The sequence below is a fragment of the Microbacterium sp. NPDC087591 genome, from assembly GCF_044743625.1.
GTDB lineage: Bacteria > Actinomycetota > Actinomycetes > Actinomycetales > Microbacteriaceae > Microbacterium.
Genome location: NZ_JBIUWU010000001.1, coordinates 2,141,506 through 2,166,644, shown reverse-complemented (window position 1 = coordinate 2,166,644; position 25,139 = coordinate 2,141,506). Strand labels below are relative to the sequence as shown.

Below are 25,139 nucleotides of genomic sequence, written 5' to 3'. Positions count from 1 at the left end.
CGCAGCGGTCCCACACCGCAAAGACCCCCGCCGAATCGGGTCGGCGGGGGTCTTCTCTGCGTGGAGTCAGGGGCGGATGCCGGATCTCACAGCCGCTCGATGATGGTGGCGTTCGCCATTCCGCCGCCCTCGCACATCGTCTGCAGACCGAAGCGCCCACCGGTCGCCTCGAGGTGGTCGATGAGCGTGCCCAGCAACCGCGTGCCGGAGGAGCCCAACGCGTGCCCGAGCGCGATCGCCCCTCCACGCGGGTTGAGCTTCGCCGGATCGGCTCGCAGCTCGGCCGCCCAGGCCAGCGGCACCGAGGCGAAGGCCTCGTTGACCTCGTAGGCGTCGAGATCGTCGATGGTGAGGCCGGCGTGTTCGAGGATCCGCCGCGTTGCGGGGATGGGGCCGGTGAGCATCAGGAGGGGATCGTCGCCGACGACGGAGAAGGCGTGGAACCGGGCGCGCGGCCTGAGGCCGAGAGCTTCGGCGCGCTCGGCGCTCATCAGCAGCGCCGCGGATGCCCCGTCTGTCAGCGGCGAGGAGTTGCCGGGAGTGATGCGCCATTCGAGGTCGGGGAAGCGCGCGGCGAGGGCATCGGTGCGGAACGCAGGCGAGAGGGCGGCGAGGCCCTCGCCGGTCGTTCCCGCGCGCACGGTCTCGTCGGACTTCGCCTCCGGAGCCTCGGCGACCGCAACCGTCGTCCTGTCGAAGAACCCCTCCGCCCACGCTGCCGCAGCGCGGCGGTGCGACTCCGCGGCGTAGGCATCGAGCTGCTCCCGCCCGAGCCCCCAACGCTGGGCGATCAGCTCGGCGGACACGCCCTGGTTCACGAGTCCCTCGGGGTAGCGCGCCCGCAACCGCGGGGAGAGCGGGGACCCTCCGGTGGCGGACGACCCCAACGGCACGCGGCTCATCGACTCGACCCCGCCGGCGATCACGATGTCGTAGGCGCCGGCGATGATCCCCTGGGCGGCGATGTGCACGGCCTGCTGGCTCGATCCGCACTGCCGATCGATGGTCGAGGCGGGGACGCGCTCATCGAAGCCCGCCGCGAGCACCGCCTGCCGCCCGATGTTCATCGACTGCTCGCCGACCTGGCTCACGCAGCCCAGGAGCACGTCGTCGATCTGGCGTGACTCCAGCCCGCTCCGCTCGAGGACCGCGGAGAGCACTCCGGCGGCGAGGTCGACCGGGTGCACCCCGGAGAGTGCGCCTCCTGCCTTCCCCCGCCCCACCGGCGTGCGGACGACGTCGACAAGGACCGCTTCGCTGCGTGTGCTCATCTCCCCATTCTGCGCCCGCGGGAGCAGCGCGGGCGCAGAACTCAGGGGTCCTGCTGCACGAAGCCGTCTTCCACGGCTCGACGGAACAGGTCGACCTTGGTCAGCGCGGGCCGGCCCACCGCGGCGTACTTCATCCGGATGCGCCGGATGTGATCGAGCACGGTCTCCCGAGACACGAACAGGGCCTGCGCCACCCGCTCAGCCGTCTCGCCCGCGGCGTACAGCGCGAGCACCTCGCCCTCTCTCGTCGACAGGTTGACCCGCGCGACCGCGGACTCCCCTTTGCCGATCCTCGCCGCCCAGTCCGCACTGGCCGCGAGCTGACCGCGTGCCGCGGCCCGCAGCGTGGCGACGAGCTGCGGCGCCTCGTCCGATTTCTTGACCATCCCGACCGCCCCTGCTCTGGCCGCCTCGCGGATGAGTCCGATCTGCTCGTCGGCTGCGTACGCCAGCACGCGAGCTCCCGTCCAGGACAGCGCCGCGATGTTCTGCGCAGGCGTCGACCCGTCCGACAGCGTCAGGCCGAGCAGGATGACATCCATCCGCTGCCGGAATGCGACGAGTTCGGCCACCGTCTTGCCCACGGCGACCACGTGCAGGCCCGGATGACCGTTGACGATCGCGGTCGTGCCCAACAGCATCGCGCGATGGTCATCGATGATCCCGACGCACACGACCATACGACTTTCGTTCCCCAAATTGCTCCTACTTCCTCCGGCATTCTTCGCCGCATGCGTCCCACGTTCTCCCCTGCATACGCCTCCCCTCAACGACAGAGGGCTGCGAGGAGATGCCTTCCCCCGCAGCCCTGAGGCCCCCCGGGGAGGAAGGGTCCCTCATGGCGGTCGTGACCGCCACCATCGGGTCTACTCGCCGTCAGGACGACCCCGCAAGGAACGCGGAGCCAATCCCCCGCAAGTAGGGGTCACGCTCCGACATGCGACACGTATCCCTCGGCTCGCCGATCGCCGCGACCCCCTCGCGCCCGCGCGCCGGACGCCGAGCTCCGCCATGCGTACACGCCGATCAGCAACAGGGCTCCGACGTACGCGAGGAGCCACCACGGGAAGCCCGCTCCCTCCGCTCCCGCCTCCGCGGCGCGCGTGGACGCCGGGGGCGTCGGCGTGACGCGCTCTCCCGTGACGAGGATGCGATGCGAGTTGATCCCGAGCGGGGTGCAGGTCACGAGGGTGACCAGGTCGCGGCCGGCTTCCTGCCGCAGGGCCAGCGTGTCGGACGGCGCGACGACGGTGATGTCCACCACCTCGTAGGTGAGCACCTCGCCGAAGGTGGTGACGGTGAACCGGTCACCCTCACGCAGCCGATCGAGGTCGGTGAACATCACCGCGTCGGCGAGCCCCCGGTGCGCCGTGATCACGGCATGCGTGCTCGCACCCCCGACCGGCAGCGACGTGCCCTCCAGGTGCCCCGCTCCGCGGAGCAGCGTCGCGTCATCCGTGCCGTGGTAGACGGGGAGGTCGACGGCGATGGACGGGATCTGGATGCGCGACATCACCCCGGTGCGGGTGCGCAGGATCCGGTCGTAGTCGAAGCCGGCCGCTGCCTCCGCGTCGCTCGTGGGAACGTGCTCGCCTGCCCCGACCAGCGCACCCGCTGACAGCGCCGCGTTGTACCGGTGCGCTTCGGCGAGCTGCGCCGCGGCCCCCGGATCGGCGCCGTGCACATCATCCTGATACTGATCGACGATCAGGCCCTGGTTGTAGTCCGAGAGCCAGGTCGCGGCGGGCGAGTACACCAGCACGGTGGCCCCGATCACCGCGGCCACCACGATGACGATCAGCAGCAGGTCGGGGCGTCGGCGAGTGGTCGCCGCTCCTCCGGCGGCCTCGGGCCGCGGCCCCACGGCGCGATCGCTCCCGCTGCGTCTCAGCATTTGTTCCTCATCTCCCCCGACTCCGCTCGGGTGCCGGAGACACAGCCTTGTGTTCCGGCACCCTGGCGCGCACCACGCCCCAGAAGCGGTGACCCGACGCCGCTCCGCGGTGCGCACCGGGACCGGAGCGGTGGCTCGACGCCATCCGCTCCGGTGCTCGGGGACTCCTCTCGGTCCTGATCAGGATTCGATCGACCGCCGCCGGCGAACCATCAGCACCCCGCCCAGGGCGATCGCGAGGAGCGCGATGCCGCCGATCGTCAGCGCGAGCTGACCGTCGGCTCCCGTGAACGGCAGCGTGGGAACGCCCTGCTGCGTGTTGGTGATGTCGAGGAGCGCGGCGGTGCCGTTATCTCCTGCGGCGACGATGACCTCGGTCAGCGCCGCCGCACCCACGGGGAGCACGAAGCCGGTGGGGGCGGTGATCTCCTTGAGCACGTAGCAGCGCTGCGTGACGTCGTGCCCCGGCTGGTTCACATCGGTGACCGTGCCGTCTGCAGCGACCTCGAGCTCGGTGTCGCCGACCCAGAGGCCGGGGAACACCACAGAGCCGTCCGCTCCGGAGGTGACGACGAGCGGGGTCGTGGTGCCGGGTACGGTGACGGCGGGAAGAGCGTCGATGTCGGCGATGCATCCGGCTTCGTCCGTCTCACCGCGGTAGATCTCGAACTCGGCACCGGCGAGGCCGTCGTTCGCATCCGAGGCGTTCACCTTGTCGACCACCAGGTTGCCCCAGCGGGTCGTCATCTGGTTGGTGGGGGACCCACCGGGACCGTTCGGCGTGCCAGGCGTGAGGGTGAGCCCATTGAGGTTGACGTAGGCGACGTTGCTGATCTCGCCGACGGTGTTCGCGGCGGCCTCGAACGACACGACGATGTTCTGCCCTGCCTGCAGCTTCGCCAGTCCGGCCGCGGTGAACGTGACGGTCAGGGTCTGCCCCGACCACACCGCGCTGTAGTCGGTGCCCTGCACGAAGGCCGCACCACCCGCGACGGCGACGCTCACGGTGTCGAGTGCGGTGTTCGGCGTCAACGCCGTGTCGAGCGTGTCGGTGAGCGAGAAGGTCTCGTAGACCTCTCCTTCGCCGAGGGCCGGGATCTTCGTGGTCACCTGGTAGTCGATCGGAGCGCCGAGGGCTGCCCCGTTCTCCTCCTGACCGACGATGTTCTTGCGCGGACCCTCGGCGACCGTGTTCTTCGGGTACACGTGCACGTCGTAGACCCACTCGCCGTCGAGGGGTGCCCCGGCGACGCCCTGGTTCACCGCGGGAGTCGGGATGGTGACGAGGAACGGCGTGGCCGGTGCCACGACGTTGTCCGGTGCGTCGATCTCCCGCACGAAGTATGCTCCGGTGTCCAGAGTGGACGTGGTCACGGTGCCGTCGGCGCCCGTGGTCACGGTCTGGCATCCGGTCAGGTCGAAGCCTGCGAGGGTGGATCCGGTCTGCGCCGCGATCTTCTGCGCCGGTGTGATCGCGTTCAGCGCATCCCAGCCGGCGTTGCCGCCGTCGAACAGGTCGATGCCGTCGACCAGGCAGTACTCGAACACCACTCCGGCGATCGGATCCGTGTTCGGCTGCGTGCCGGTGCCATCGGGGTTCGCCGCGCCGTTGCCGGGGTTGGCGTACTTGTGGATGGTGATCGAGCCGGTCTCATCTGGATCGATCGCGGCCGCGTTCGCCGCCGCGCCGGTAGCGAGGACGCTCAGCGCCCCGAGGGAGAGCGCGGCAGTCAGTGCGGCCGCGCGCCGGCCACGCGTGTGCGTGAGTGCGGTCATGGTTCTTTCCTTTCATGCATCGCTGGTGCGATGAGGGTGGTCGGGCGACGGAGATCGCGCCGAGGTGGGTCCGAGGCGGGCGGGAGTGGGAGGCACCCGCCCCGGAGTCAGGAGGTGCGGCGGCGGATGCGCCGCCAACCGGCCAGGCCTGCCGTGAGGAGCAGGAGCGCGGCACCGATGGCCAGCAGATGCTCGGTGCCGAGACCACCGGTGAAGGGGAGCACGGGTGCCGGCTGCTGGCTGTTCACGATGTCGTCGAGCACGGTCACCTGTGTGTCGCCGTGCACGAGCACCGTGCGCGGGGTGTCATCGCGCACGAAGCCGACCGGGGCTTTGGTCTCGATCAGCTGGTAGCCGCCGGGGACCAGCCCAGGCACCAGGAACTGTCCGCCCTCGGCATCCTTGTCCGGCCCCCCGCAGGGAGCCTGCGTGCAATCGACGATGGTCAGCGTGGCGCCCGCCGGCTGCCCGTTCTCGTCCAGGCCTTGCAGCGTCCACTCGGCACCCGCGAGCAGACGCGCGTCGGCGGAGTCGTCGACCTTGTCCCAGCGCAGGGATCCGGAGATCGGATTGACGACCGTCTTGTCCACGAACGCGTTCCGCAGCTCTCCGAAGGCCCCGTCATCGACGGTCACGGTGTACGAGACCTGCACGCTCTGCCCCGCGGCGAGCGCTCCTGTCCAGGTGAGGCGCCGCGTGCCCGCGTCGTAGGCCGCCGTCCCGACCGCGGGGCTGATGCTGATCGAATCCGGATCGAACGTAGCGTTGTCGACCACATCGGACAGGTCGTCGAAGACCGAGAAGGAGCCGCTCGCGACCGCGCCGGTGTTGGCGATCGAGAGCGTGTACGTCACGTCGTCACCGGGGTTGACGAGCGCACCAGCTCCCTTGTCGACGACCTTGTCCACCTGCAGGATCGGATGCTCGACGGCGATGTCGGGTTCGACCAGCAGGTTCCGCAGCGTTCCGGAGGCGTCGTCGCGCACGCGCACCGTGTAGGTGATCGTGGCGGACGTGTTCGCCGCCAGCGGCCGGGCGACGCTCGACGACCACGTGAAGGAGTCGTCTCCTGCCGTGTAGTCGACCTGCCCGCACGAGTTCGCGGTCGGAGCGCAGGTCACGGTCGGCGGTGCGACGAGCGTCGCCTTGTCGAGCACGTCCGACATGTCGTCGGTGACCTTTCCTGCGGTCGATGCGGTGGCGGTGGCATTGGTCACCTTGACCGTGTACGCCACCGTGTCGCCGGGCTTCACGATCGAACCGGCCGCCGGGACCGAGGTCTTCGCGAAGGTCAGCGCCACGGACGGGACCGTCGTCGTCGCACAGGATTCCTCGTCGTCGTTCGGCGCCGGGCACGGATGCAGCGGGGTCACCGGGGTCGGGCCGTCCACCCCCCAGCGGTTCACCAGCGTGGTGCCCTCCTTCGCGACCTTCGCCGTGACGGTGTAGCTGAACAGTTGACCGAGTGGCATGGTCGCCAGATTCCAGGTCACGACGCCGTTCGCGTACGTCCCTCCCCCACTGGCGGAGACGAAGGTCGCCCCCTCCGGCAATGTGTCTCGCAGTGTGATGTCGGTGAGGTCGCGGCCCCCATCGTTGACGGCCGTGACGGTGTAGGTCAGCGTGTCGCCGACGTTGGCCGTGGTCTTGTCCACGACCTTGTCGATCGTGATGTGGCTGAAGTCCTCGCGGGCGATGCCCACCTTCGCCGACTCGACCGGCTTGATCGGTTGTCCGTTCGACAGATTCGTCTGCGCCGTCGCGACCGTGTTCCACGCGACGTCACCGGCGCTGTTCAACGCGGGCGTCGTCATCGTCAGATCGATCGCGAGGCCCTGATCGAACGCGTAGGTCGCGGTGGATACGAAGCGCAGCGCGCGCACGGTCTGCAGGAGCGCAGCCGACGGCGACGCAGGCATGGCGACCCAGTCGTCGACGCAGCCCGGGTTCTGGGCGTTCGGCAGCACCTCGGGCCGACACGGGTTCGTCGACGTCGAGTAGAACGCCGTGACCCCTGCGGGGAGCGTCGAGAGCCCGGTGAGGATCGGCCGGAACGTGCTCCCGCGCTGCTGGTTCACGGTTCCCGCGACGGTGCCGGTGTCCCCGACCCGAGGAAGCAGGTCGTACATCACGACGTTGCCGACGTTCTGCTGGCTCTTGTTCGTCCAGTTCAGACGGTAGGTCGCGTTTCCCCCCGCCGATGCGACATAGCCGATCGCCGGGAAGCTCTTGAACGCGGTATCGAGGCTTCCTCGTACCGTCTTCGTCAGACGGACCGCGTCCGACGTCGGGTCGGGATTGACGGTGAAGGACGTCGACGAGGCGCACTGGTGTCCAGCCCCCGTCGTGCCCGCCACCTTCGTGCCCTGTGTGCAGATCGAGTTGTTCACCTGCGGATCGGAGAGGTTGACGGTCGCCCTGTTCACGTAGTTGCCCGGGAACTGCACCTTCGACGGGAGGTGGAGCTCGAAGCGGATGCGCTCACCCTTCGAGGCCGGCAACAGGCTGTTCACGGTCGCGGCTTTGACCACCACGGTGACGATGGTCTCTCCGGTCACTGGGTCGGCCGTCACGGTCGTCGTCGTCGGGATGTTGAAGCTCCAGGCTCCGGCGCCATAGCGATATGCGTCGAGAACAGCGGGACCGGTGAACGAGACGCCGGCGGGGAAGCGATCGACGAAGGTCAGATCGCCGGTCGTCGGCCCCTTCAGCATGACCTCGCTGTTCACTCGGAACTCCGACCCTGCGGCGTACCAGTATTTAGTCACGCCGATCTGCGGCCCGTCCAGGATGAAGATCCGGCCGACGGACGAGGTCCCCGTCGCGTAGGGCGTCGTCGCGCCCACGGCGTAGGAGCTGATCGCCGCCTGGTTGCGGAGGATGTCGCCCGCGACTCGACGCGAGTCGGCATAGCCGCCGATCACCACGTTCATGCGTGTGTTGGTCATGCCGGTCGTGCGCGGCAGGATGATCTCCGCCACGCGGCCGATCGCCGAGGCGGGCACGAAGTAGCTGCGGTAGTCGGGTCCGCTCGCGAGCGTCACCGCTCCTGACGGGATGGGTCCGGCTGTCAGGGTGACGATCGAGCCGTCGGTGAGGCGCGCCTGCGGAGCGAAAGCGGAGGGGATGCCGACGTTCTGCGGATTCTCCGTCGTACGCGCCCAGATCGTGACCATGGTCGGATGGAAGGCGGGATCCGTGCACACGGTGCCCGGAGCATTGCTGGAGTACGACGTACCGCTCACGTTCGTCGTACACGGCACCGGGTCGACGACCTCGGATTGCAGGCCGGGGCCGGGCATCAGCACGTCGAGCGCGTAGAGCGCCTCGATGCGAAAAGAGGGCGCAGCGCTGTTGTAGATCGTGGCGGTGGAGACGTTCGCGTCGCCGCGACCGAGCCACGGCCCTGGGTACGTGGCCGAGGTGTAGCCGTTCAGGTTGAGGTCGTAGGTGCCGCTGTCGCCCACCGTGTTGAGGAGAGGGCCGTAGCCTCGCTTGGTGACGGTCGCGCCGGGGAGCGTCGACACGACGGTGACGGAGACCTCGTCCGACGACGTGACCGGGGCGCCGCTGATCGACGTCCCGGTGCCGTTGACGACGTTGCGCAGCACGGTGTTGTCGGCGACATTGGCGTTGACCCGCGCATTCACGGTCACGGAGACGGCCGTTCCGGCTCCGGCCGAGCAGCTGGAGCCCAGCTGCGCCGCGGTGAGATCGAAGGTGAGCGTCTGGCCCGCGACCGTTGCGGACGGGGAGCTGGACAGGTACGTCAGGCCCGCGGGCAGCGTGTCGACCAGTCGCAGGCTCGCGAGGTTCTCATCACCGAGGGTGCCGAGATTGCTGCGCGGGCAGGTCCACCACAGGGTGTACTTCACGGTGTCGCCCGGCTTGTAGAACGTCTGCTCGACGAACTTCTGCACCTGGATCGAAGGGATCGCCGTCGCGGTCGAGGTCACCCCAGGGGCCGACACGGTCGGGGTGCCGTCGGTGAACGTCATCGTCGGCACGAGTGTCCAGCTCGTGCCGTTCGGCGTCGTGTGGTTCGGGGGCGTGATCGTGATGCCGATGGTGCCCGCGACGCCCTCGGTGAGGTCCGCCAGCCTGATGACCAGGTTGCCCCCGGTGACCGTCCACGACGTGATGAGGGGGTTCGCTCCGACCTTGACCGTCCACGCGGGGTTCGCCGCTGCTCCGAGCGGGATCGTCACGGTCGGGCTCTCGGCGCACGGAGACGCGTTGACGTTGCTGCAGGTGTATGACACGCGGTACCCGAACGCCGTGCCCGAGGGCTGGCTGGCCGGCGTGAGCGGTGTGATCGAGATCGACGGGACCGACGTGGCATCCGCGCTGGCCATGACGGGAGTCTGCAGTCCGAGTCCGAGCGCGACGATGGCCAGCATGGCGAGCAGCATTCTCCCGACGCGACCGCCTGGCCGCGCGGCTCGCTCGAGCATCCCCTGTGTCTGTGTTCGCATCTCGGTCTTTCTCCCTATCCGTGGCTGGCGGATATATCGCCCCCTTGAAAGGAGATGACAGAACGTCTCCGTCATCACCGAATAGCCGGGGATTCCCCCAGCACTGGGGGACAGCTGGCCGCGAATCCCCCCACATTTGGGGAACGTAGAATCGATCTCGCGCCGCACCCCTGGCGCAGCTCCGTTCGGCGCCGCGATCCGGCCCGCCTCACTCCTGCGAGGACCCGCCATGTCCAGCGAACCCATCACCGTCTCCATCCGCCGCGAGGTCGATCCCGAACGCATCGCCGAGGCGACCGCGTGGGTGCAGACCGGCGTGAACATGGCGCACAAGTACCCGGGGTTCCTCGGCTCCGGGTGGGTGCGCGCGGGCGAGGACTCGCAGGTGTGGCACATGCTGTACCGCTTCGCCAACGAGGACACCCTCGTCGCCTGGGAGCGGTCGGACGAGCGCGCGTGGTGGCTGTCGATGGGCGAGGGCTTCATCCGCAGCGAGCGATCGCGGCGCCGCAGCGGCATCGAAGGGTGGTTCGACGAGCCCGCTACCGGCACGATCACGCTGCCCGCCGCGGAGGGGACGTCGACCGTCGCCGTCGTGAACACCCCGCCGCGCTGGAAGCAGGCCGTCACCATCTGGCTGGGGTTCTTCCCGGTGAACCTCGCCTTCACCTACGCGATGAGCCCGGTGCCGGGGTGGGACGCGCTGCCGATCTGGCTCCGCGTGCTGTGCACCACCCTGGTGCTCACCCCGATCATGACCTACTGGGTGCTGCCCTGGGTCACCCGCACCCTGCGCTCGTGGCTCGCCCGCTGACCGGGTTCAGATCACGCCGACCGAGGTGAACGCGAGCTCGGCCGCGCCCAGCAGCAGCCGATCGGCGGCGAGGGATGCCGAGAGGATGCGCAGTCCCTCGACGTTCTCGGCCATGGCGCCGGTCGCGACGGCGGCCGCGAACCCCTCGGGGTCGCTCTCGACCAGCATCGCCAGGAAGCCGCCGAGCACGACCACGGAGGGGTTGAGGATGTTCACGGCATCCGCGATCGCCTGGGCGAGCACCGCGCGCTGGCGGCGGCATTCGTCCTGCGCGTGGCCAGGGCATCCGGATGCCGCGGCCAGCGCCTCGGCGAGCGTGGGGTCATCCGCCGCCGGGAGCCCGAGCACCGCGAGCAGCCGCGCGCGGCTGACGGCATCCTCGAGGACCACGGGAGTGCCTGCATCCGCTCCGGCGGCGCGCACGCGGTTCTGCCCGAACTCGCCGGCGTAACCCCCGACTCCCCCGACCGGCAGCCCGTGCACGATGATCCCGCCGCCGATGCCCGAGGGCCCGCCGTTCAGATACACGACGTCGTCCGCGCCCTCCGCTGCGCCGAACAGATGCTCGGCGAGGGCGCCGAGGCTCGCGTCGTTGCCCACCGCGACCGGCAGCCCGGTGCGTGCGGCGACCAGATCGCGCAGTGGCGCGTCGACCCAGTCGAGGTGCGGGGCGTTGCGTACCAGGCCGTCGGCTGCGCGCACCAGACCCGGCACCGCGATGCCGATGCCGACGAGGCGGAAGCCGCGCAGAGCTCCCCCACGCCAGCGCGCGATCACCTCCGTGATGAGATCAGCGGTCGCCGACGCGCTCAGCAGCGCGGCGGACTCGATCCGTTCGCGCGCCGCGATCCCCCGCGCGAGGTCCACCGCGGCGATCTCGACCGCGTCGACCTCGGGGTTCACCGCGATCACGACCGTCTGCGACGACACCTCCACGACGGGCGAGGGGCGACCGACCCGGCCGACGGGGTCGGGGTCGCGCTCCACCACCCAGCCGTCGCCGACCAGCTCGCCGACCAGATCAGCGACCGTCGACCTGTTCAGCCCGGTCGCCGTCGTCAGCTGGGCACGCGACTGCGGGCCGCCCAGGTGCACCAGGCGCAGGATGCGGGCGAGGTTGCGGGCGCGCACGCCGTCACCGTTCTCCTTCGGCGCAGCATCCGTGGTCACATCGTCCTCCGTCGGGGTTCGGCGTCTCAGTCTAGAAGGCTGGACATCGGCACCCTCAGGCTATATGTTGTTGCTCACAACAATTTACGGGAAGCCGCCGTGCGGCACCATGCGAAGGAGCATCATGAGCCTCACCCCCACCCGCGCCGACAAGTTCTCGTTCGGACTGTGGACCATCGGCTACAACGGCACCGACCCGTTCGGCGGACCCACCCGCCCGGCGCTCGACGTCGTGCACGCCGTCGAGAAGCTGTCGGAGCTGGGCGCCTACGGACTCACGTTCCACGACGACGACCTGTTCGCCTTCGGATCCACCGACGCCGAACGGCAGACGCAGATCGATCGCCTGAAGGGCGCCCTCGCCGACACCGGTCTGGTCGTGCCCATGGTGACGACGAACCTCTTCTCGGCTCCGGTCTTCAAGGACGGCGGCTTCACCTCCAACGACCGCCAGGTGCGCCGCTTCGCCCTGCGCAAGGTGCTGCGCAACCTCGACCTCGCCGCCGAGCTCGGCGCCAAGACCTTCGTCATGTGGGGCGGCCGCGAGGGTGCGGAGTACGACTCCGCGAAGGATGTCCGCGCAGCTCTCGAGCGCTACCGCGAGGCCGTCAACCTGCTCGGCGACTACGTGACCGACAAGGGCTACGACATCCGCTTCGCCATCGAACCGAAGCCGAACGAGCCGCGCGGCGACATCCTGCTGCCCACGCTGGGCCACGCGATCGCGTTCATCGACTCGCTCGAGCGCCCTGAGCTCGTCGGCGTGAACCCCGAGGTCGGGCACGAGCAGATGGCTGGACTCAACTTCACCGCCGGCATCGCGCAGGCGCTGTTCCACGGCAAGCTGTTCCACATCGACCTCAACGGCCAGCGCGGCATCAAGTACGACCAGGACCTGGTGTTCGGCCACGGCGACCTGCACAACGCGTTCTCGCTCGTCGACCTGCTCGAGAACGGCGGCCCGAACGGCGTCCCCGCCTACGACGGCCCCCGTCACTTCGACTACAAGCCGAGCCGCACCGAGGACGAGACCGGGGTCTGGGACTCCGCCGCCGCCAACATGCGCACCTACCTGCTGCTGAAGGAGCGGGCCGCGGCATTCCGCGCCGACCCCGAGGTGCAGGAGGCTCTGGCTGCGGCGAAGGTCGCCGAGCTCGCGACCTCGACCCTGAACGAGGGCGAGTCCTACGACGATCTGCTCGCGGACCGCAGCGCCTACGAGGACTTCGACGCCGACGCGTACCTCGGCGGCAAGGGCTTCGGCTTCGTCCGGCTGCAGCAGCTCGCCACCGAGCACCTGCTCGGCGCCCGCTGAGTCCGGCCATGGCACTCGCACTCGGGGTCGACTCCTCGACCCAGTCCTGCAAGGTCGTCGTGACGGATGCCGCGACCGGCGCCGTGGTGCGCACCGGTCGTGCGGCGCATCCGGACGGCACTGCGGTCGACCCCGAGGCGTGGTGGACGGCGCTCTCGTCCGCGATCGCCGAAGCCGGAGGACTCGACGGCGTCGATGCCTGGGCCATCGGCGGACAGCAGCACGGGATGGTGGCGCTCGATGCCGCAGGCGCCGTCATCCGCGACGCGCTGCTGTGGAACGACACCCGCTCCGCTGACGCTGCGACCGACCTCGTGGCCGAGTTCGGCGCGCAGGAGCTGGTCACCCGCACCGGTGTCGTGCCGGTGGCATCCTTCACGATCTCGAAGCTGCGCTGGCTGCGCGACAACGAGCCCGAGAACGCGGCGCGGGTCGCGGCCGTCGCCCTGCCGCACGACTGGCTCACCTGGCGCCTGCGCGGATACGGGCCCGTCGGTGCGGAGGCGGCGCCCCTCGGCCCGGTGCTGGAGGAGCTCGTCACCGACCGCTCGGACGCCTCGGGCACGGGGTACTGGAACCCGGCCACCGGCGAGTACGACCGGGCGCTGCTGGTCGCCGCACTGGGTCACGACGCGGTGCTGCCGCGCGTGCTCGGCGCGCAGGAGCAGGTGCAGGATGCGGACGGCCGGCGCGTCGGCCCCGGCGCCGGTGACAACGCCGCCGCCGCATTCGGGCTCGGCGCCGGTCCCGGCGATGTGGTGGTGTCGATCGGCACCAGTGGCACGGTCTTCGCCCTGAGCGAGCATCCGTCGGCCGACCCGTCCGGGATCATCGCCGGCTTCGCCTCGGCCGACGGTCACTTCCTGCCGCTGGTGTGCACGCTCAACGCGGCACGGGTGCTCGACGTCACCGCGGCGCTGCTCGGCGTCGACCACGACGAGCTGAGCCGTCTCGCACTGGCAGCCCCGGCGGGTGCGACCGGGCTCACCCTCGTCCCCTACTTCGAGGGTGAGCGGACACCGAATCTGCCGGATGCGACCGCCACGCTCAGCGGCATGACCCTCGCCTCGACGACGCGCGAGAACCTCGCGCGCGCCGCGGTGGAGGGGATGCTGTCCGGACTCGGTGCCGGTCTCGACGCGCTGCGCGAGGCCGGGGTGCCACTGCGGCGCGCGCTGCTGATCGGCGGCGGTGCGCAGTCCGCCGCGGTGCGGGCGCTCGCACCGGAGGTGTTCGGCCTCCCGGTGGAGGTCCCCCCGGCCGACGAGTACGTCGCGCTCGGCGCCGCCCGCCAGGCCGCCGGGCTGCTGCGGTAGCGGGGGCGCGGGCGCGCGACCTGCAGGAAGATCGGCCGGATGCAGGAGCATCCGTCGGCGAGTCCTCCTGCAGATCGCGAAACGTCCTGCAGATGGCGCGGAGGCCGGGGACCAGGATCCCCGGCCTCCGCAGCTAGACGGCGAAGATGCGCCAGGACGCGGCGTGCGTCCCGCCGGGATCCAGGGTCACCAGGTCGACGCCGGAGTTGAAGGCGTCGGGCGGACACGTCATCGGCTCGACCGCGAGCCCGATGCGGTGCGTCGCCGGAACCGCGGGGGTGTCGGCGGTGTGCACCTGCACCCACGGGCATCCCTCGTCCCACGCCAGTCCGACCCCGGTGCCGGCATCCGTCACCAGATGCACCTCGGCGATGCCGTCCGTGCGCGCGAGCTCGGTGAAGGCGTGGTCGATGAACACGTCTCCGATCGGCCGCGCCTCGCGGAAGTCCCACTCCGGATGCTCCGTCACCGGTTCCACCGCCACCGGGCTCAGCCGGTCCGGAGTCACGGTCAGCACCTCGGATGCCGGGAGCGTGAGCGTCCAGTCGTCGACGCGTCCGGCACCGGCGACCAGGTACGGATGCGGTCCGGTGCCCCAGGGCGCGGCATCCGCACCGATGTTGCGGGCCGTCACGGTCTGTCGCAGTCCGTCGGCCTCCAGACGGTACTCGACCTCGACCTCGACGCGGAACGGGTACCCGATCTGCGGCTCGATCACGGCCGCGAGCGCGACGCGGTCGTCGAGCACGAGACGGTCCTCGAACTCGGCCCACGCGAGGAGTCCGTGCAGCGCCTGAGCGCGTGCGGGCTCGGTGAGGGCCAGCTGGTGCTCGACCCCGGCGAAGCGATAGCGGCCGTCGACGATGCGGTTGGGCCACGGCGCGAGTGTCACGCCGCGGTAGGCCGGTCGCACCTCATCCGCGTCGAACGGCACGACCAGGTCGCGCCCGTCGAACGTGAGCGCCCGCAGTGTTGCTCCGACGCTCGCGATATCCGCCTCGTAGCCGTGGCCGGTGATGCGCAGCTGGCGTCCGGAGCGCGGAGCCATCAGAGGCCCTTCGACAGGCTCAGGGACCGAGCGCTCAGTCGGGACGTCGCCATCAGAGTCCCTGCGCCAGGCGGTAGTACGCCTGGTTCCAGCGGACCTGCTTCTGGAACTCCGGCAGGGTGGTGCTGTCGTCGATCACCAGCAGCTCGACCTCGGCCATCTCGGCGAAATCGCGGAACGCCTCGATGCCGACCGCGGTCGACATGACGGTGTGGTGGGCGGCACCCGCGGTGAGCCAGGCGGCGGCACTGGTGGTGAAGTCCGGCTGCGGCTTCCACACCGCGCGGCCGACCGGGAGCTTGGGCAGGGAGGCCCGCGGCGGCACGTTCTCGACCACGTTCGCGGTGAGGCGGAAACGGTCGCGCATGTCGCTGAGCGCGACCACGACGGCGGGGCCGGGGTCGGCCGTGAACACCAGGCGCACCGGGTCGTCCTTGCCGCCGATGCCGAGCGGGTGGATCTCGAGCGTGGGCTTCGCGGTAGTCAGCGACGGCGAGACCTCGAGCATGTGCGCCCCCAGGATCAGCTCGTCACCCGGGGTCATGTCGTAGGTGTAGTCCTCCATGAGGCTCGCGCCACCGGGGAGACCTGCGCCCATGACGTTCGCGATGCGCACGAGCACGGCGGTCTTCCAGTCGCCTTCGGCGCCGAAGCCGTAGCCCTCGGCCATGAGCCGCTGCACCGCGAGACCGGGCAGCTGCTTCAGCGCACCCAGGTCTTCGAACGACGTCGTGAAGGCGCCGAAGCCGCCCTCCTCCAAGAAGGAGCGCAGTCCGACCTCGATCGCGGCGCCGTCACGCAGCGAGGAGTGCCGCTCGCCTCCGCGGCGCAGTTCGGGTGCGACCTCGTACAGCTCCTCGTACTCGGCGACCAGGGCGTCGATCGCCGAGTCGGATGCCGCGGCCACGGCCTCCGCCAGCTCGTTCACCCCCCAGGTGTTGACCTGCACGCCGAATCGCAGCTCGGCCTCGGTCTTGTCGCCCTCGGTGACCGCGACGAAGCGCATGTTGTCGCCGAAGCGGGCGAGCTTGAGGTCACGCGATGCCGCGAGGCCGGCCGCCGCACGCTGCCAGGTGCCGAGCTCGCGGCGCAGACGCGGGTCGGACGCGTGGCCGACGATGGTCTTGCGCGGCACACCGAGCCGGGTCTGGATGTACCCGAACTCGCGGTCGCCGTGCGCGGCCTGGTTCAGGTTCATGAAGTCGAAGTCGATGTCGGCCCAGGGCAGCTCGACGTTCGCCTGCGTGTGCAGGTGCGCGAGCGGCTTCTGCAGCGCGTCGAGCCCGGCGATCCACATCTTCGCGGGGCTGAAGGTGTGCATCCACGCCACGAGCCCGATCACGCGGTCGTCGGCGTTGGCCTCCAGCGCAGTGCGCTTGATGGCGGCGGCATCCGTCAGCACGGGCTTCCAGACGATCTTCACCGGCACCTCGGCCGACTCGTCGAGCAGGCGGGCGATCTGCTGGGACTGCTCCGCCACCTGGGCGAGCGTCTCGGGGCCGTAGAGGTGCTGGCTGCCGGTCAGGAACCAGACCTCGTAGCCGTCGAGGGAGGTGGTGAGTGCCATGGTGATGCCTTTCAGGTGGTGCGGAAGCGTCAGAGCGATGCGACGGCGGCGGCCTCGACGGCCAGCCCCGCCCGGTAGCGATCGAGGTAGGAGGCGAAGCCGGCGACGTCGGCCGGATCGGGGTCGGCGACCGAGACGGATGCCGTGGCGAAGACGTGCTCGTCGAGGTACGCACCCAGGTCGAGGTCGTCGGAGTGCGAGAGGTAGGAGGCGAGCACCGCGATGCCCCAGGCCCCACCCTCCGAGGCGAGTTCGCCGACCGCGACCGGGGCGGCGAGCGCACCGGCGAGGAAGCGCTGGGCGACGCCCGCGGTGCGGAACATGCCTCCGTGCGCGAACATCCGGTCCAGCCCGACGCCCTCGTCTGTCAGGGTCTGCATGCCGAGCGCGAGCGTGCCGAACACGCCGTACAGCTGCGCGCGGACGAAGTTGGCCAGGCTGAAGTCGCTGTCCGGCGTACGCACGAACAGCGGTCGCCCTGCCGTGAGCCCGGCGATGGGCTCGCCCGCCAGATGGTTGTACGCGAGCAGTCCGCCCGCATCCGTCTCGCCCGCGAGGGCTTCGCGGAACAGCACGTCGAACACCGCGTCGTCGTCGAGCGGCTGACCGGCGGCCGCGGAGAAGCGCGTGAAGAGTCCCGCCCACGCCGCGAGCTCGCTGGCCCCGTTGTTGCAGTGCACCATGGCGACGGCATCGCCCGCCGGCGTCGTGACGAGGTCGAGCTCTTCATGCGCCTCGGACAGCGGTCGTTCCAGCACCACCATCGCGAAGATGCTCGTCCCCGCGCTCACGTTGCCGGTGCGCGGTGCGACGGCGTTGGTCGCCACCATGCCCGTTCCTGCGTCGCCCTCCGGCGGGCAGAGCGGGATGCCGCTGCGCAGCGCGCCGGTGGGATCGAGCAGCGCGGCGCCGGCAGCCGTGAGAGTGCCGGCATCCGCTCCCGCCGGCTTCACGGTCGGGAACAGCGCGGTCAGCGGCGCGGGCAGGCGGTCGCCCACGAGTGCGGCGTAGGCCTCGAGCATCCCGGCGTCGTAGTCGGTGGTCGCCGAGTCGATCGGGAACATACCGGACGCATCGCCGACCCCGAGCACCCGTTCGCCGGTGAGCTGCGTGTGCACGTAGCCGGCGAGGGTGGTGACGAAGTCGAGCTGGGGCACGTGCGGCTCGGCGTCGAGCACGGCCTGGTGCAGGTGCGCGATCGACCAGCGCAGCGGGATGTTCACGCCGAGGGTCTCGCTGAGCTCCGCCGCCGCGACGCCGGTGTTCGTGTTGCGCCACGTGCGGAAGGGCACGAGCAGTTCGCCCTCCGCGTCGAACGCGAGGTAGCCGTGCATCATCGCCGAGATGCCGATGGCCCCGAAGGTGTCAGGGCGGATGCCGTGCTGCGCCTCCGCGTCGGCGACGAGGGCAGCGTAGGCCGCCTGCAGTCCCGCCCACACCTCGTCGAGGGTGTAGGTCCAGAGTCCGTCCTCGAGGCGGTTCTCCCAGGCCGAGGAGCCGGTCGCGAGCACCTCGGTCGCGTCGGGGCCGATCAGGCAGGCCTTGATGCGGGTGGAGCCCAGCTCGATGCCGAGGCTCGTGCGGCCGGCGGCGATGTCGTCGCGGGCCCCTGAGCCCTGTCGAAGGGTCATCGGCGGGCGTCCGCGCTCTGGCCGTACACGTTCTGGTACCGGTCGTACAGGCGGTCGATCGCCTCCTGCGGGATCGGGATCAGCGGACCGGCCTCGCGGGCGATGTGCACGGTGCGGGCGACGTCCTCGACCATGACCGCGGCCTTCACGGCATCCTTGGCATCCGCGCCGATCGTGAACGGGCCGTGGTTCTGCATCAGGACGGCGCGCGAGCGGTGACCGCGGAGCGTCTCGACGATGCCGCGTCCGATCGAGTCGTCGCCGATGATCGCGAAGGGGCCGATCGGCACCGGTCCGCCGAACTCGTCCGCCATGGCCGTGATCACGCAGGGGATCTCCTCGCCGCGTGCCGCCCAGGCCACCGCATAGGTCGAGTGCGTGTGCACGACCCCGCCGACCTCCGGCATGTTCCGGTAGACGTAGGCGTGCGCCGCGGTGTCGCTGGAGGGCGAGCGGTCGCTGCCGGGAGTGCCGGGGATCACGGCGCCGTCGAGGTCGCACAGGATCATGTTCTCGGGCGTGAGGTCGTCGTAGGAGACGCCGGACGGCTTGATCACGAAGAGGTCGGCTCCGGGCACGCGGCCCGAGACGTTGCCGCCGGTCCAGACGATGAGGCCGTAGCGCACGAGTTCGCCGTGCAGCCGGGCGACGTCGGCGCGGACAGTGGCGATCGCGCTCTCGACGATGGGATCGAACGTGGGGGCGTCGTTGCTCACAGGTACCTCTGGGGGGGGTTCGCGCCCGGTCACTGTGACCGGTCACAGAAGTGTGTCACGGGGGCCTCGGGTGCGTCAAGCACGCACTCGGGCAGAGGCGGCGTGTTCACAACTCCGCAGATTCGCAACACACAATCCGCCTCGCTCGCGTCATTGCGGGCCGCCGCTCCGCCGCGGTGTGGTCCTCCGCGATTAATTGAGGAGTTATGGACGACAGCCGGGGCAGCCGTCGCTAGCGGGGCGGAGCCACCGAGGCGCGCGTGATCAGCTCGGGCGCGACCGGGGCCAGAGTCTCGGTCGCGGCACCGCCGATCGCGGCGGCCACGGCCCGGCGCGCGAGCTCGTCGAAGTCCTGCCGCACCGTGGTGAGCTGCGGCCAGTAGTACGCCGCATCCGGGATGTCGTCGAACCCGACCACGCTGACGTCGCCGGGTACCGCGAGCCCGGCCTCGTGGAGTCCGCCGAGCAACCCCAGCGCCATCTGGTCGTTCGCCGCGAACACCGCCGTGGCGCCGGACTCCCGCACCGCGGCGACGGCCGCATATCCCGACCCCGCCGACCAGTCACCCTCGATCACGGGCCCGGCGTCCAGGCCGCGAGCCGCGAGCTCGGCCGCGAAGCCCTCCGCCCGCGACTCGGCCTCGAGCCAGTCGGCAGGACCGGCGAGGTGCGCGATGCGCGTGTGGCCGGCGTCGGCCAGAGCGGCGACGGCCAGGCGGGCGCCGGCGGCCTGATCGACCGACAATCCAGGGGCACCACGCCCCGCGGAATGCAGCGTGATCACCGGCACGTCGATGCGCAGGTCGTCGAGCGCGGCCAGGGTCCGGGCATGCGGAGCCACCACCACGATGCCCTCGACACCCTGCGCGACCAGGTGGTCGACGGCGGCGACGACAGCCGCGGCATCCCCGGCATCAGCGAACGCGGCGCTGACCCAGTACCCCGCATCACGCGCCGAGGCCTCGAGGGCGGCGATGCTGCGCGAAGGCCCGTACTGCAGCGCGTCAGAGGCGAGCACACCGAGCGTGCGGGAACGGCGGGTGCCCAGCGCACGGGCCGCGTTGTTCATGCGGTAGCCGAGCTCCGCCATGGCCGCGCGGACGCGCTCCAGAGTCTCGGGAGCGACATCGGGGTGGTCGTTCAGCACCCGCGACACGGTCTGTCGGGAGACCCCGGCACGGGCGGCGACGTCACGCACGCCGACGGTTCGGCGGGGCTCGCTGCTCGTGTCACTCACGCCGATGAGTGTACGGCGTGCGAGACGAGCCGACGGCGCAGCTCCGCCCGTCGCAGAGAGGACGGACGGAGCCGGCGCGTCACCGCACGGAACCCAGATGCTCCATCAGGGCGCCGATGCCGAACTCCCAGCGGGGAATCTCCTCGGACCGACCGACGACGTTGGACAGAGTCCCCAGGTGAGGACTGCTGATCTCGACGAGGTCACCGAGCCTGTGCGTGAACCCCTCCCCCTTGCGTCCACGATCAACCGTGGGCGTGAACAGCGTTCCCGTGAACAGCGCGAAGCCATCGGGGTACTGGTGGTGCGCTCCGTGCACCGCGCGCACGAGCTCCTCGAAGGAACGACTGATCTGCCCCATGTTGCTGGTGTCCGTGAGGGAGAATCCATCATCGCCGTGAATCGCGAGATGGATGACTTCCTCCCTCAGCGAATCGATCGTGAAATCACCTTCGAACAGTCGCACGAATGGACCTATCGCGGTGGATCCGTTGTTGTCTTTCGCGACCCCCAGGAGCAACGCGCTCCGCCCCTCGACATCGCGCAGATTGACGTCGTTCCCCAGCGTGGCGCCCCGCGGAGTTCCCGAAGAATCCACGATGAGCACCAGCTCCGGTTCGGGGTTGCTCCAGTCAGAGAACTGCGGCACCCCGATCGGTTGACCGAACCCGACAGCAGAGAGCACGGGGCCTTTCGTGAAGACCTCCGGATCGGGACCGATGCCGACCTCCAGATACTGCGACCACAGGCCGCGCCCTACGAGCAGGGATTTGACGCGCTGCGCATCGGCGCTCCCCGGTCGCACCGTGAGCGCATCGGGCCCGATCGCCGCCAGCAGCGCCTCACGAACCTCATCCGAGCGTGCGGCGTCACCCCGGGTCTGCTCCTCGATCAGGCGCTCGACCAGACTCCCGGCGAAGGTCACCCCGCACGCCTTGATCACCTGGAGATCGATCGGCGCGAGGAGTCGCGCGCCCTCCTGATCGTCCGAGCGCGACGCGCGCACCAGCAGGTCCGCGTCCCAGTCGGATCCCGCGCAAGCTGACACCACGATTTCCGCCGCGTCCGGTCGTTCGAGGAGCTGCGACACGGTATGCACATGAGCGCTCAGGTCCGCGACCCGGCCTCGATGCACCCCGACGACGCAAGGGCCAGCTGTCGCAGGGTCGAAGATTCGCCCCACGAGAACGGCATCATCTTGCGGAAGCACGGTCATCTCGGTCATTCGCCTGCTCCATCCGCGCGAAGGCGCAGTTCGCCGTCGATCCTCTGTGGCACGCCGTCCGGATTCTCGTCTCGGAGCTCAGGCGGCAGCAAGCGCGCCGGGACGTCTTGGAATGTGACGGTGCGTTGGAACCGGTCGATCGCTGCGGTTCCGACCGACGTCGTGCTGCTGGTGGCTGCCGGATATGGCCCGCCATGATGCTGTGCGAAGGTGACGGCGACGCCCGTCGGCCATCCGTTCCACACGATCCGGCCGCTGCGGTCGGCGAGCGCCCCGAGCAACGCGTCGACGTCGTCGTCGTCCTCAGCGTGCACGGTGGATGTGAGCTGTCCGCTGATCAGCGGGGCGATCTGGTCGAGCTGCTCGGCATCGCGATACTCGACGACCACGCTCGCTGGCCCGAAGACCTCACGTTCGAGGAGTTCAGGTCGTTCGAGCAACGTATCCGCAGACATACGCAGGAGAGTGAGCGGCGGCGCTTCCTCCTTCGAGGGACCTCCGCACAGAACATCGACGCCGGCAAGTGCGGCGAAGTCGTCGAGCGACTCCTCGAAGCTGCTACGGATGCCGGAGGTGAGCAGCAACGACGGCGCGCTCTCTTCCGCCTCCGCGGCAGCGACGATGACCTCAGCAGCGCCCGTCGGGACAACCAGGAAGCCGGGTTTCGTGCAGAACTGGCCGCGACCGAGCGCCACCGACCCGAGATACCCCTGCGCGATCGTCGACGCTCGATGCTCCCATGCGGCCTGCGTGACGAACACCGGGTTCGTGCTTCCCAGCTCGCCGAAGAACGGGATCGGTTCGGGACGCGCGGCGGCGATGTCGAACAGGGCACGACCGGCGACCGTCGAGCCCGTGAAAGCGACCGCCTTGACCAGCGGATGCCGCACGAGCTCGATGCCTTCTTCGCGCCCCTCCACGAGCGCGAAACTGCCCGAGGGCAACCCAGCGGATTCCAGCGCCTCGATGACGATCTGCGCCGTCCGGCGTGCGAGACGTGGATGCGCAGGGTGGGCCTTGTGGACAACCGGGCATCCGGCTGCCAGGGCCGACGCTGTATCTCCCCCCGCGACGCTGAAGGCGAAGGGGAAGTTGGAGGCGCCGAAGACGGCGACGACGCCGACCGGCCGAGCCGTGGACCGAAGATCTGGACGAGGTCCCATCCCCCATGCTTCATCCGCATGGTCGATCGTTGCCCCGAGGCGCACCCCACGTGCGCTTTCGTCGCCGAGAAGTCGCAGCTGAAAGATCGTGCGTGTCAGCTCACCCTCCAGGCGCGCCGCCGCGAGATGGGTCTCTTCATGCGCGAGCTCGACCAGCTCGCGTCGACCCGATTCGAGACCGGCAGCGATCGCGTGCAGTCCCCGCCTGCGGAGCCTCGGCGACGAGGCTCCGCGTGTTCGATGGGCTCTGTCAGCGGCCAGGACCGCTTCGTCGACGTCGATCATTTTCCGGGCCTCCGCATCCATGTGGCATCCACGGAGCGTCAACGCCACATACGCATTAATTCTGATTAAAGCAGTATGCCCTATGCGTGACCCAAGTCAAACGGCGGTTCCCCGCTCGTCAGATCCTGGTCGGATTCCCGCAGTGCGTAGCGCATCGCAGCCTCGGCGATCGGAACCGATCCTTGACGGATCGCCTCGAGCACGGCCCGATGGTCGGGGACGGGGTCGTGCCACCGCGCTCCGGGGTGGTGCTGGATACGATTGCGGGCGCTCAACGCGTGGATGACGACCGTGTCGAGGCGCACGAACAACTCGTTATGCGTGGCACCGAGGATCAGGAGATGGAAGTCGAGGTCCGCCTCCGCCAGACGGTCGACGTTCTCTCCGGCCGCCTGGAATGCGGCAAAGGCAGCATCCAACCTGGCCAGGTCCTCCGCGGTGCGATGAGAGGCCGCGAGCCCCGCAGCGGCGGGTTCGATCGCATCGCGCAGTTGGGAGAGATCGACCAGGAGCTGATCATCGTCACGCTGCGCCTCACGGCGCCACATCATCACATCCGTGTCGAGCAGCTTCCAGGACTCGCGGCTCGTGACGAAGGTGCCGCGCTTCTGCCAGGAGTCGATGAGCCCTTTCTCGCGGATCACGCGCAGAGCCTCGCGGACGACAGACTTGCTCACGCCGAGTTCCGGCTCCAGAGCCTCGACGTCGATGCGCGTTCCCGGGGCATAGTCTCCCCGCACGATTCTCAGCCCGAGCTGCTCCACGACCTCTCCGTGCAGTCCCCGCCCTGGATATTCAGCCATGGAGATCGACTCTAGCGGTCGCGGGTCGCTTCCGCGGATCCGTACTTGTATTTTCCATATTAATCATTATTATTCTAGGTGGCGCGGATTCCTCGCCTCCCCTGCACTGATTTACGAAGGAGTAAATGATGTCCTCTCGTCCCGCCCGACGACTGCTCGCCACCGCAGGTGCGCTGGTCACCGCGACGATCGTCATCGCCGGATGCTCGTCCGGTGACCCCACCGCCGACGGCGGCGATGGCCCGGTCACCATCACACTCGCCGCCTCGACTCTGGGAGACCCAGGCCGCGGTCCCGGGTTGCAGGCGCTGATCGATGATTTCAACGCCGCCCAGGATGAGGTCAAGGTCGAGCCCGCATCGGTGCCGTACCCCACGTTCGGTCAGACCGTCCTCACCCAGCTCGGGGGCGGAGAAGGCCCCGACCTCATCCGCTTCGACATGCCGGAGTTCGAAGCCGCGGCATCCGCAGGGCTCCTCGAGCCCCTCGATGAGCGGCTCGACGTCGACTCGTTGGATCTGCTCTCCGGCCCCGATCAGTACATGACGGTCGACGGCCACCGCTACGGCGTCATCTTCGAGGCCGCCAACTACGGCCTGTTCTACAACGCGGATCTCATCCCGAACCCGCCGACCACATTCGACGAGTTCGTGCAGGTCGCCACCTCGACCACCTCCGGTGACGTCTATGGCCTGGCGTTCCGTCAGACACAGGCCGAGGAGGCCGGGGTCTGGCAGGACATCTTCAACTACGTCTACGGGTTCGGAGGCGAGTGGTCCGACGGCGAGAAGCTCACGCTGAACTCGCCGAAGGTGGTTGCCGGCCTGGAGGCGTTCCAGCAGCTCTACGACGCCAACGTGATCCCCAAGGGCGCTGATGCCGCCACGTTCCGGAAGATGTTCGCGCAGGGCAAGGTCGGTATGGAGCTCAACAACGGCGGGTACGCGACCGCGACCGTCAACGCGAACCCGGAACTCAACTTCGACGTCGTCCGCATCCCGTTTCCCGTGGAGAAGCAGGGAGCACTCCTCGCCCCGATCGTGATCAATGGCAACAGCGCGCACAAGGATGCGGCGATGACATTCATCAACTGGCTCCTCGAGCCGGAGCAGCAACAGCAACTGCAGAGCGTCCTCGGCGCGAGCAGCGTCGCAACGGTGACCGAGCGCAGCGCTGAGAGCCTGGCGGAGGCCCCGTACCTTGCCGTGCTCGATGAGCTCACCGAGACCGGAGTCCCGCAGGTCGTGCTGGGGTTCGGCGCGGAGACGCCGGACATCCGCCGGATCGTGGTGACCGAGGTGCTCGCCGCACTCCAGGGCAAGCAGGACATGAAGACCGCGATGGACAAAGCCCAGGAGCAGGCGACAGCCCTCGTCGGTGGCTGACCGCGATGGTGGCGCGCCTCGCACGGCGCGCCACCATCATCCGCACAC

The 25,139-nt window shown here is 69.6% G+C and carries 18 protein-coding genes; 4 read left to right on the top strand and 14 right to left on the bottom strand.

Annotated features, from left to right (window positions below; all coding sequences use genetic code 11):
* Positions 1-86: 86 nt before the first annotated feature.
* The 5 genes from ACIOVG_RS10205 to ACIOVG_RS10185 all read right to left on the bottom strand — a co-directional run bounded on the left by ACIOVG_RS10205 (position 87) and on the right by ACIOVG_RS10185 (position 9,416).
* Entirely contained in the window at positions 87-1,271 is a 1,185-nt protein-coding gene (locus ACIOVG_RS10205; protein ID WP_400872437.1) for a thiolase family protein, read from the bottom strand.
* Between the two features lie 41 nt (positions 1,272-1,312).
* Positions 1,313-1,912: a LuxR C-terminal-related transcriptional regulator gene (locus tag ACIOVG_RS10200; RefSeq protein ID WP_400872434.1), complete on the bottom strand. Its 600-nt coding sequence runs from the start codon at positions 1,910-1,912 to the stop codon at positions 1,313-1,315.
* A gap of 284 nt (positions 1,913-2,196) precedes the next feature.
* On the bottom strand, positions 2,197-3,165 hold the full coding sequence (locus ACIOVG_RS10195; RefSeq protein WP_400872431.1) for a class C sortase: 969 nt from the start codon (positions 3,163-3,165) through the stop codon (positions 2,197-2,199).
* Between the two features lie 180 nt (positions 3,166-3,345).
* A complete protein-coding gene (locus tag ACIOVG_RS10190; protein WP_400872428.1) occupies positions 3,346-4,941 on the bottom strand; it encodes a SpaH/EbpB family LPXTG-anchored major pilin in 1,596 nt (531 codons plus the stop codon).
* Between the two features lie 107 nt (positions 4,942-5,048).
* A complete protein-coding gene (locus ACIOVG_RS10185) occupies positions 5,049-9,416 on the bottom strand; it encodes an isopeptide-forming domain-containing fimbrial protein (protein ID WP_400872425.1) in 4,368 nt (1,455 codons plus the stop codon).
* A gap of 229 nt (positions 9,417-9,645) precedes the next feature.
* Between ACIOVG_RS10185 and ACIOVG_RS10180 the strand changes: the two genes are divergently transcribed.
* A complete protein-coding gene (locus tag ACIOVG_RS10180; protein ID WP_400872422.1) occupies positions 9,646-10,230 on the top strand; it encodes an antibiotic biosynthesis monooxygenase in 585 nt (194 codons plus the stop codon).
* 6 nt (positions 10,231-10,236) lie between these two features.
* Here the strand turns inward: ACIOVG_RS10180 and ACIOVG_RS10175 are convergent, their stop codons facing one another.
* Complete coding sequence (locus tag ACIOVG_RS10175; protein ID WP_400872419.1) at positions 10,237-11,400, bottom strand: ROK family protein; 1,164 nt, start codon at positions 11,398-11,400, stop codon at positions 10,237-10,239.
* Positions 11,401-11,524: 124 nt separating this feature from the next.
* Between ACIOVG_RS10175 and xylA the strand changes: the two genes are divergently transcribed.
* Together xylA and xylB are read left to right on the top strand one after the other, a co-directional pair.
* On the top strand, positions 11,525-12,715 hold the full coding sequence (gene xylA / locus ACIOVG_RS10170) for a xylose isomerase (protein WP_400872416.1): 1,191 nt from the start codon (positions 11,525-11,527) through the stop codon (positions 12,713-12,715).
* Between the two features lie 8 nt (positions 12,716-12,723).
* Complete coding sequence (xylB, locus tag ACIOVG_RS10165) at positions 12,724-14,031, top strand: xylulokinase (RefSeq protein WP_400872414.1); 1,308 nt, start codon at positions 12,724-12,726, stop codon at positions 14,029-14,031.
* A 133-nt stretch (positions 14,032-14,164) separates the two neighbouring features.
* On the opposite strand, the gene ACIOVG_RS10160 is transcribed toward xylB, so the two are convergent.
* The 8 genes from ACIOVG_RS10160 to ACIOVG_RS10125 all read right to left on the bottom strand — a co-directional run bounded on the left by ACIOVG_RS10160 (position 14,165) and on the right by ACIOVG_RS10125 (position 23,706).
* Positions 14,165-15,079 carry an aldose 1-epimerase family protein gene (locus ACIOVG_RS10160; RefSeq protein WP_400872412.1) on the bottom strand — a complete coding sequence of 305 codons (915 nt, stop codon included), beginning with the start codon at positions 15,077-15,079 and terminating at the stop codon, positions 14,165-14,167.
* 52 nt (positions 15,080-15,131) lie between these two features.
* Positions 15,132-16,646, bottom strand: a complete 1,515-nt coding sequence (gene araA / locus ACIOVG_RS10155) for an L-arabinose isomerase (protein ID WP_400872410.1) — start codon at positions 16,644-16,646, stop codon at positions 15,132-15,134.
* A 29-nt stretch (positions 16,647-16,675) separates the two neighbouring features.
* A complete protein-coding gene (locus ACIOVG_RS10150) occupies positions 16,676-18,277 on the bottom strand; it encodes a xylulokinase (RefSeq protein ID WP_400872407.1) in 1,602 nt (533 codons plus the stop codon).
* Positions 18,274-18,993: an L-ribulose-5-phosphate 4-epimerase gene (locus tag ACIOVG_RS10145; RefSeq protein ID WP_400872404.1), complete on the bottom strand. Its 720-nt coding sequence runs from the start codon at positions 18,991-18,993 to the stop codon at positions 18,274-18,276. Before ACIOVG_RS10145 ends, ACIOVG_RS10150 begins: the two co-directional genes overlap by 4 nt.
* Before the next feature lie 232 nt (positions 18,994-19,225).
* Entirely contained in the window at positions 19,226-20,230 is a 1,005-nt protein-coding gene (locus ACIOVG_RS10140; protein ID WP_400872402.1) for a LacI family DNA-binding transcriptional regulator, read from the bottom strand.
* A 79-nt stretch (positions 20,231-20,309) separates the two neighbouring features.
* The gene (locus tag ACIOVG_RS10135; protein ID WP_400872399.1) at positions 20,310-21,278 is read right to left on the bottom strand and encodes a fumarylacetoacetate hydrolase family protein; all 969 of its coding nucleotides are present in this window, start codon (positions 21,276-21,278) and stop codon (positions 20,310-20,312) included.
* A 173-nt stretch (positions 21,279-21,451) separates the two neighbouring features.
* Positions 21,452-22,903, bottom strand: a complete 1,452-nt coding sequence (locus tag ACIOVG_RS10130; protein ID WP_400872397.1) for an aldehyde dehydrogenase (NADP(+)) — start codon at positions 22,901-22,903, stop codon at positions 21,452-21,454.
* Between the two features lie 80 nt (positions 22,904-22,983).
* Positions 22,984-23,706 carry a FadR/GntR family transcriptional regulator gene (locus ACIOVG_RS10125; protein ID WP_400872395.1) on the bottom strand — a complete coding sequence of 241 codons (723 nt, stop codon included), beginning with the start codon at positions 23,704-23,706 and terminating at the stop codon, positions 22,984-22,986.
* A 128-nt stretch (positions 23,707-23,834) separates the two neighbouring features.
* On the opposite strand from ACIOVG_RS10125, the gene ACIOVG_RS10120 reads away from it, so the two are divergent.
* Entirely contained in the window at positions 23,835-25,091 is a 1,257-nt protein-coding gene (locus ACIOVG_RS10120; RefSeq protein ID WP_400872392.1) for an ABC transporter substrate-binding protein, read from the top strand.
* The last annotated feature ends 48 nt before the right edge of the window (positions 25,092-25,139 follow it).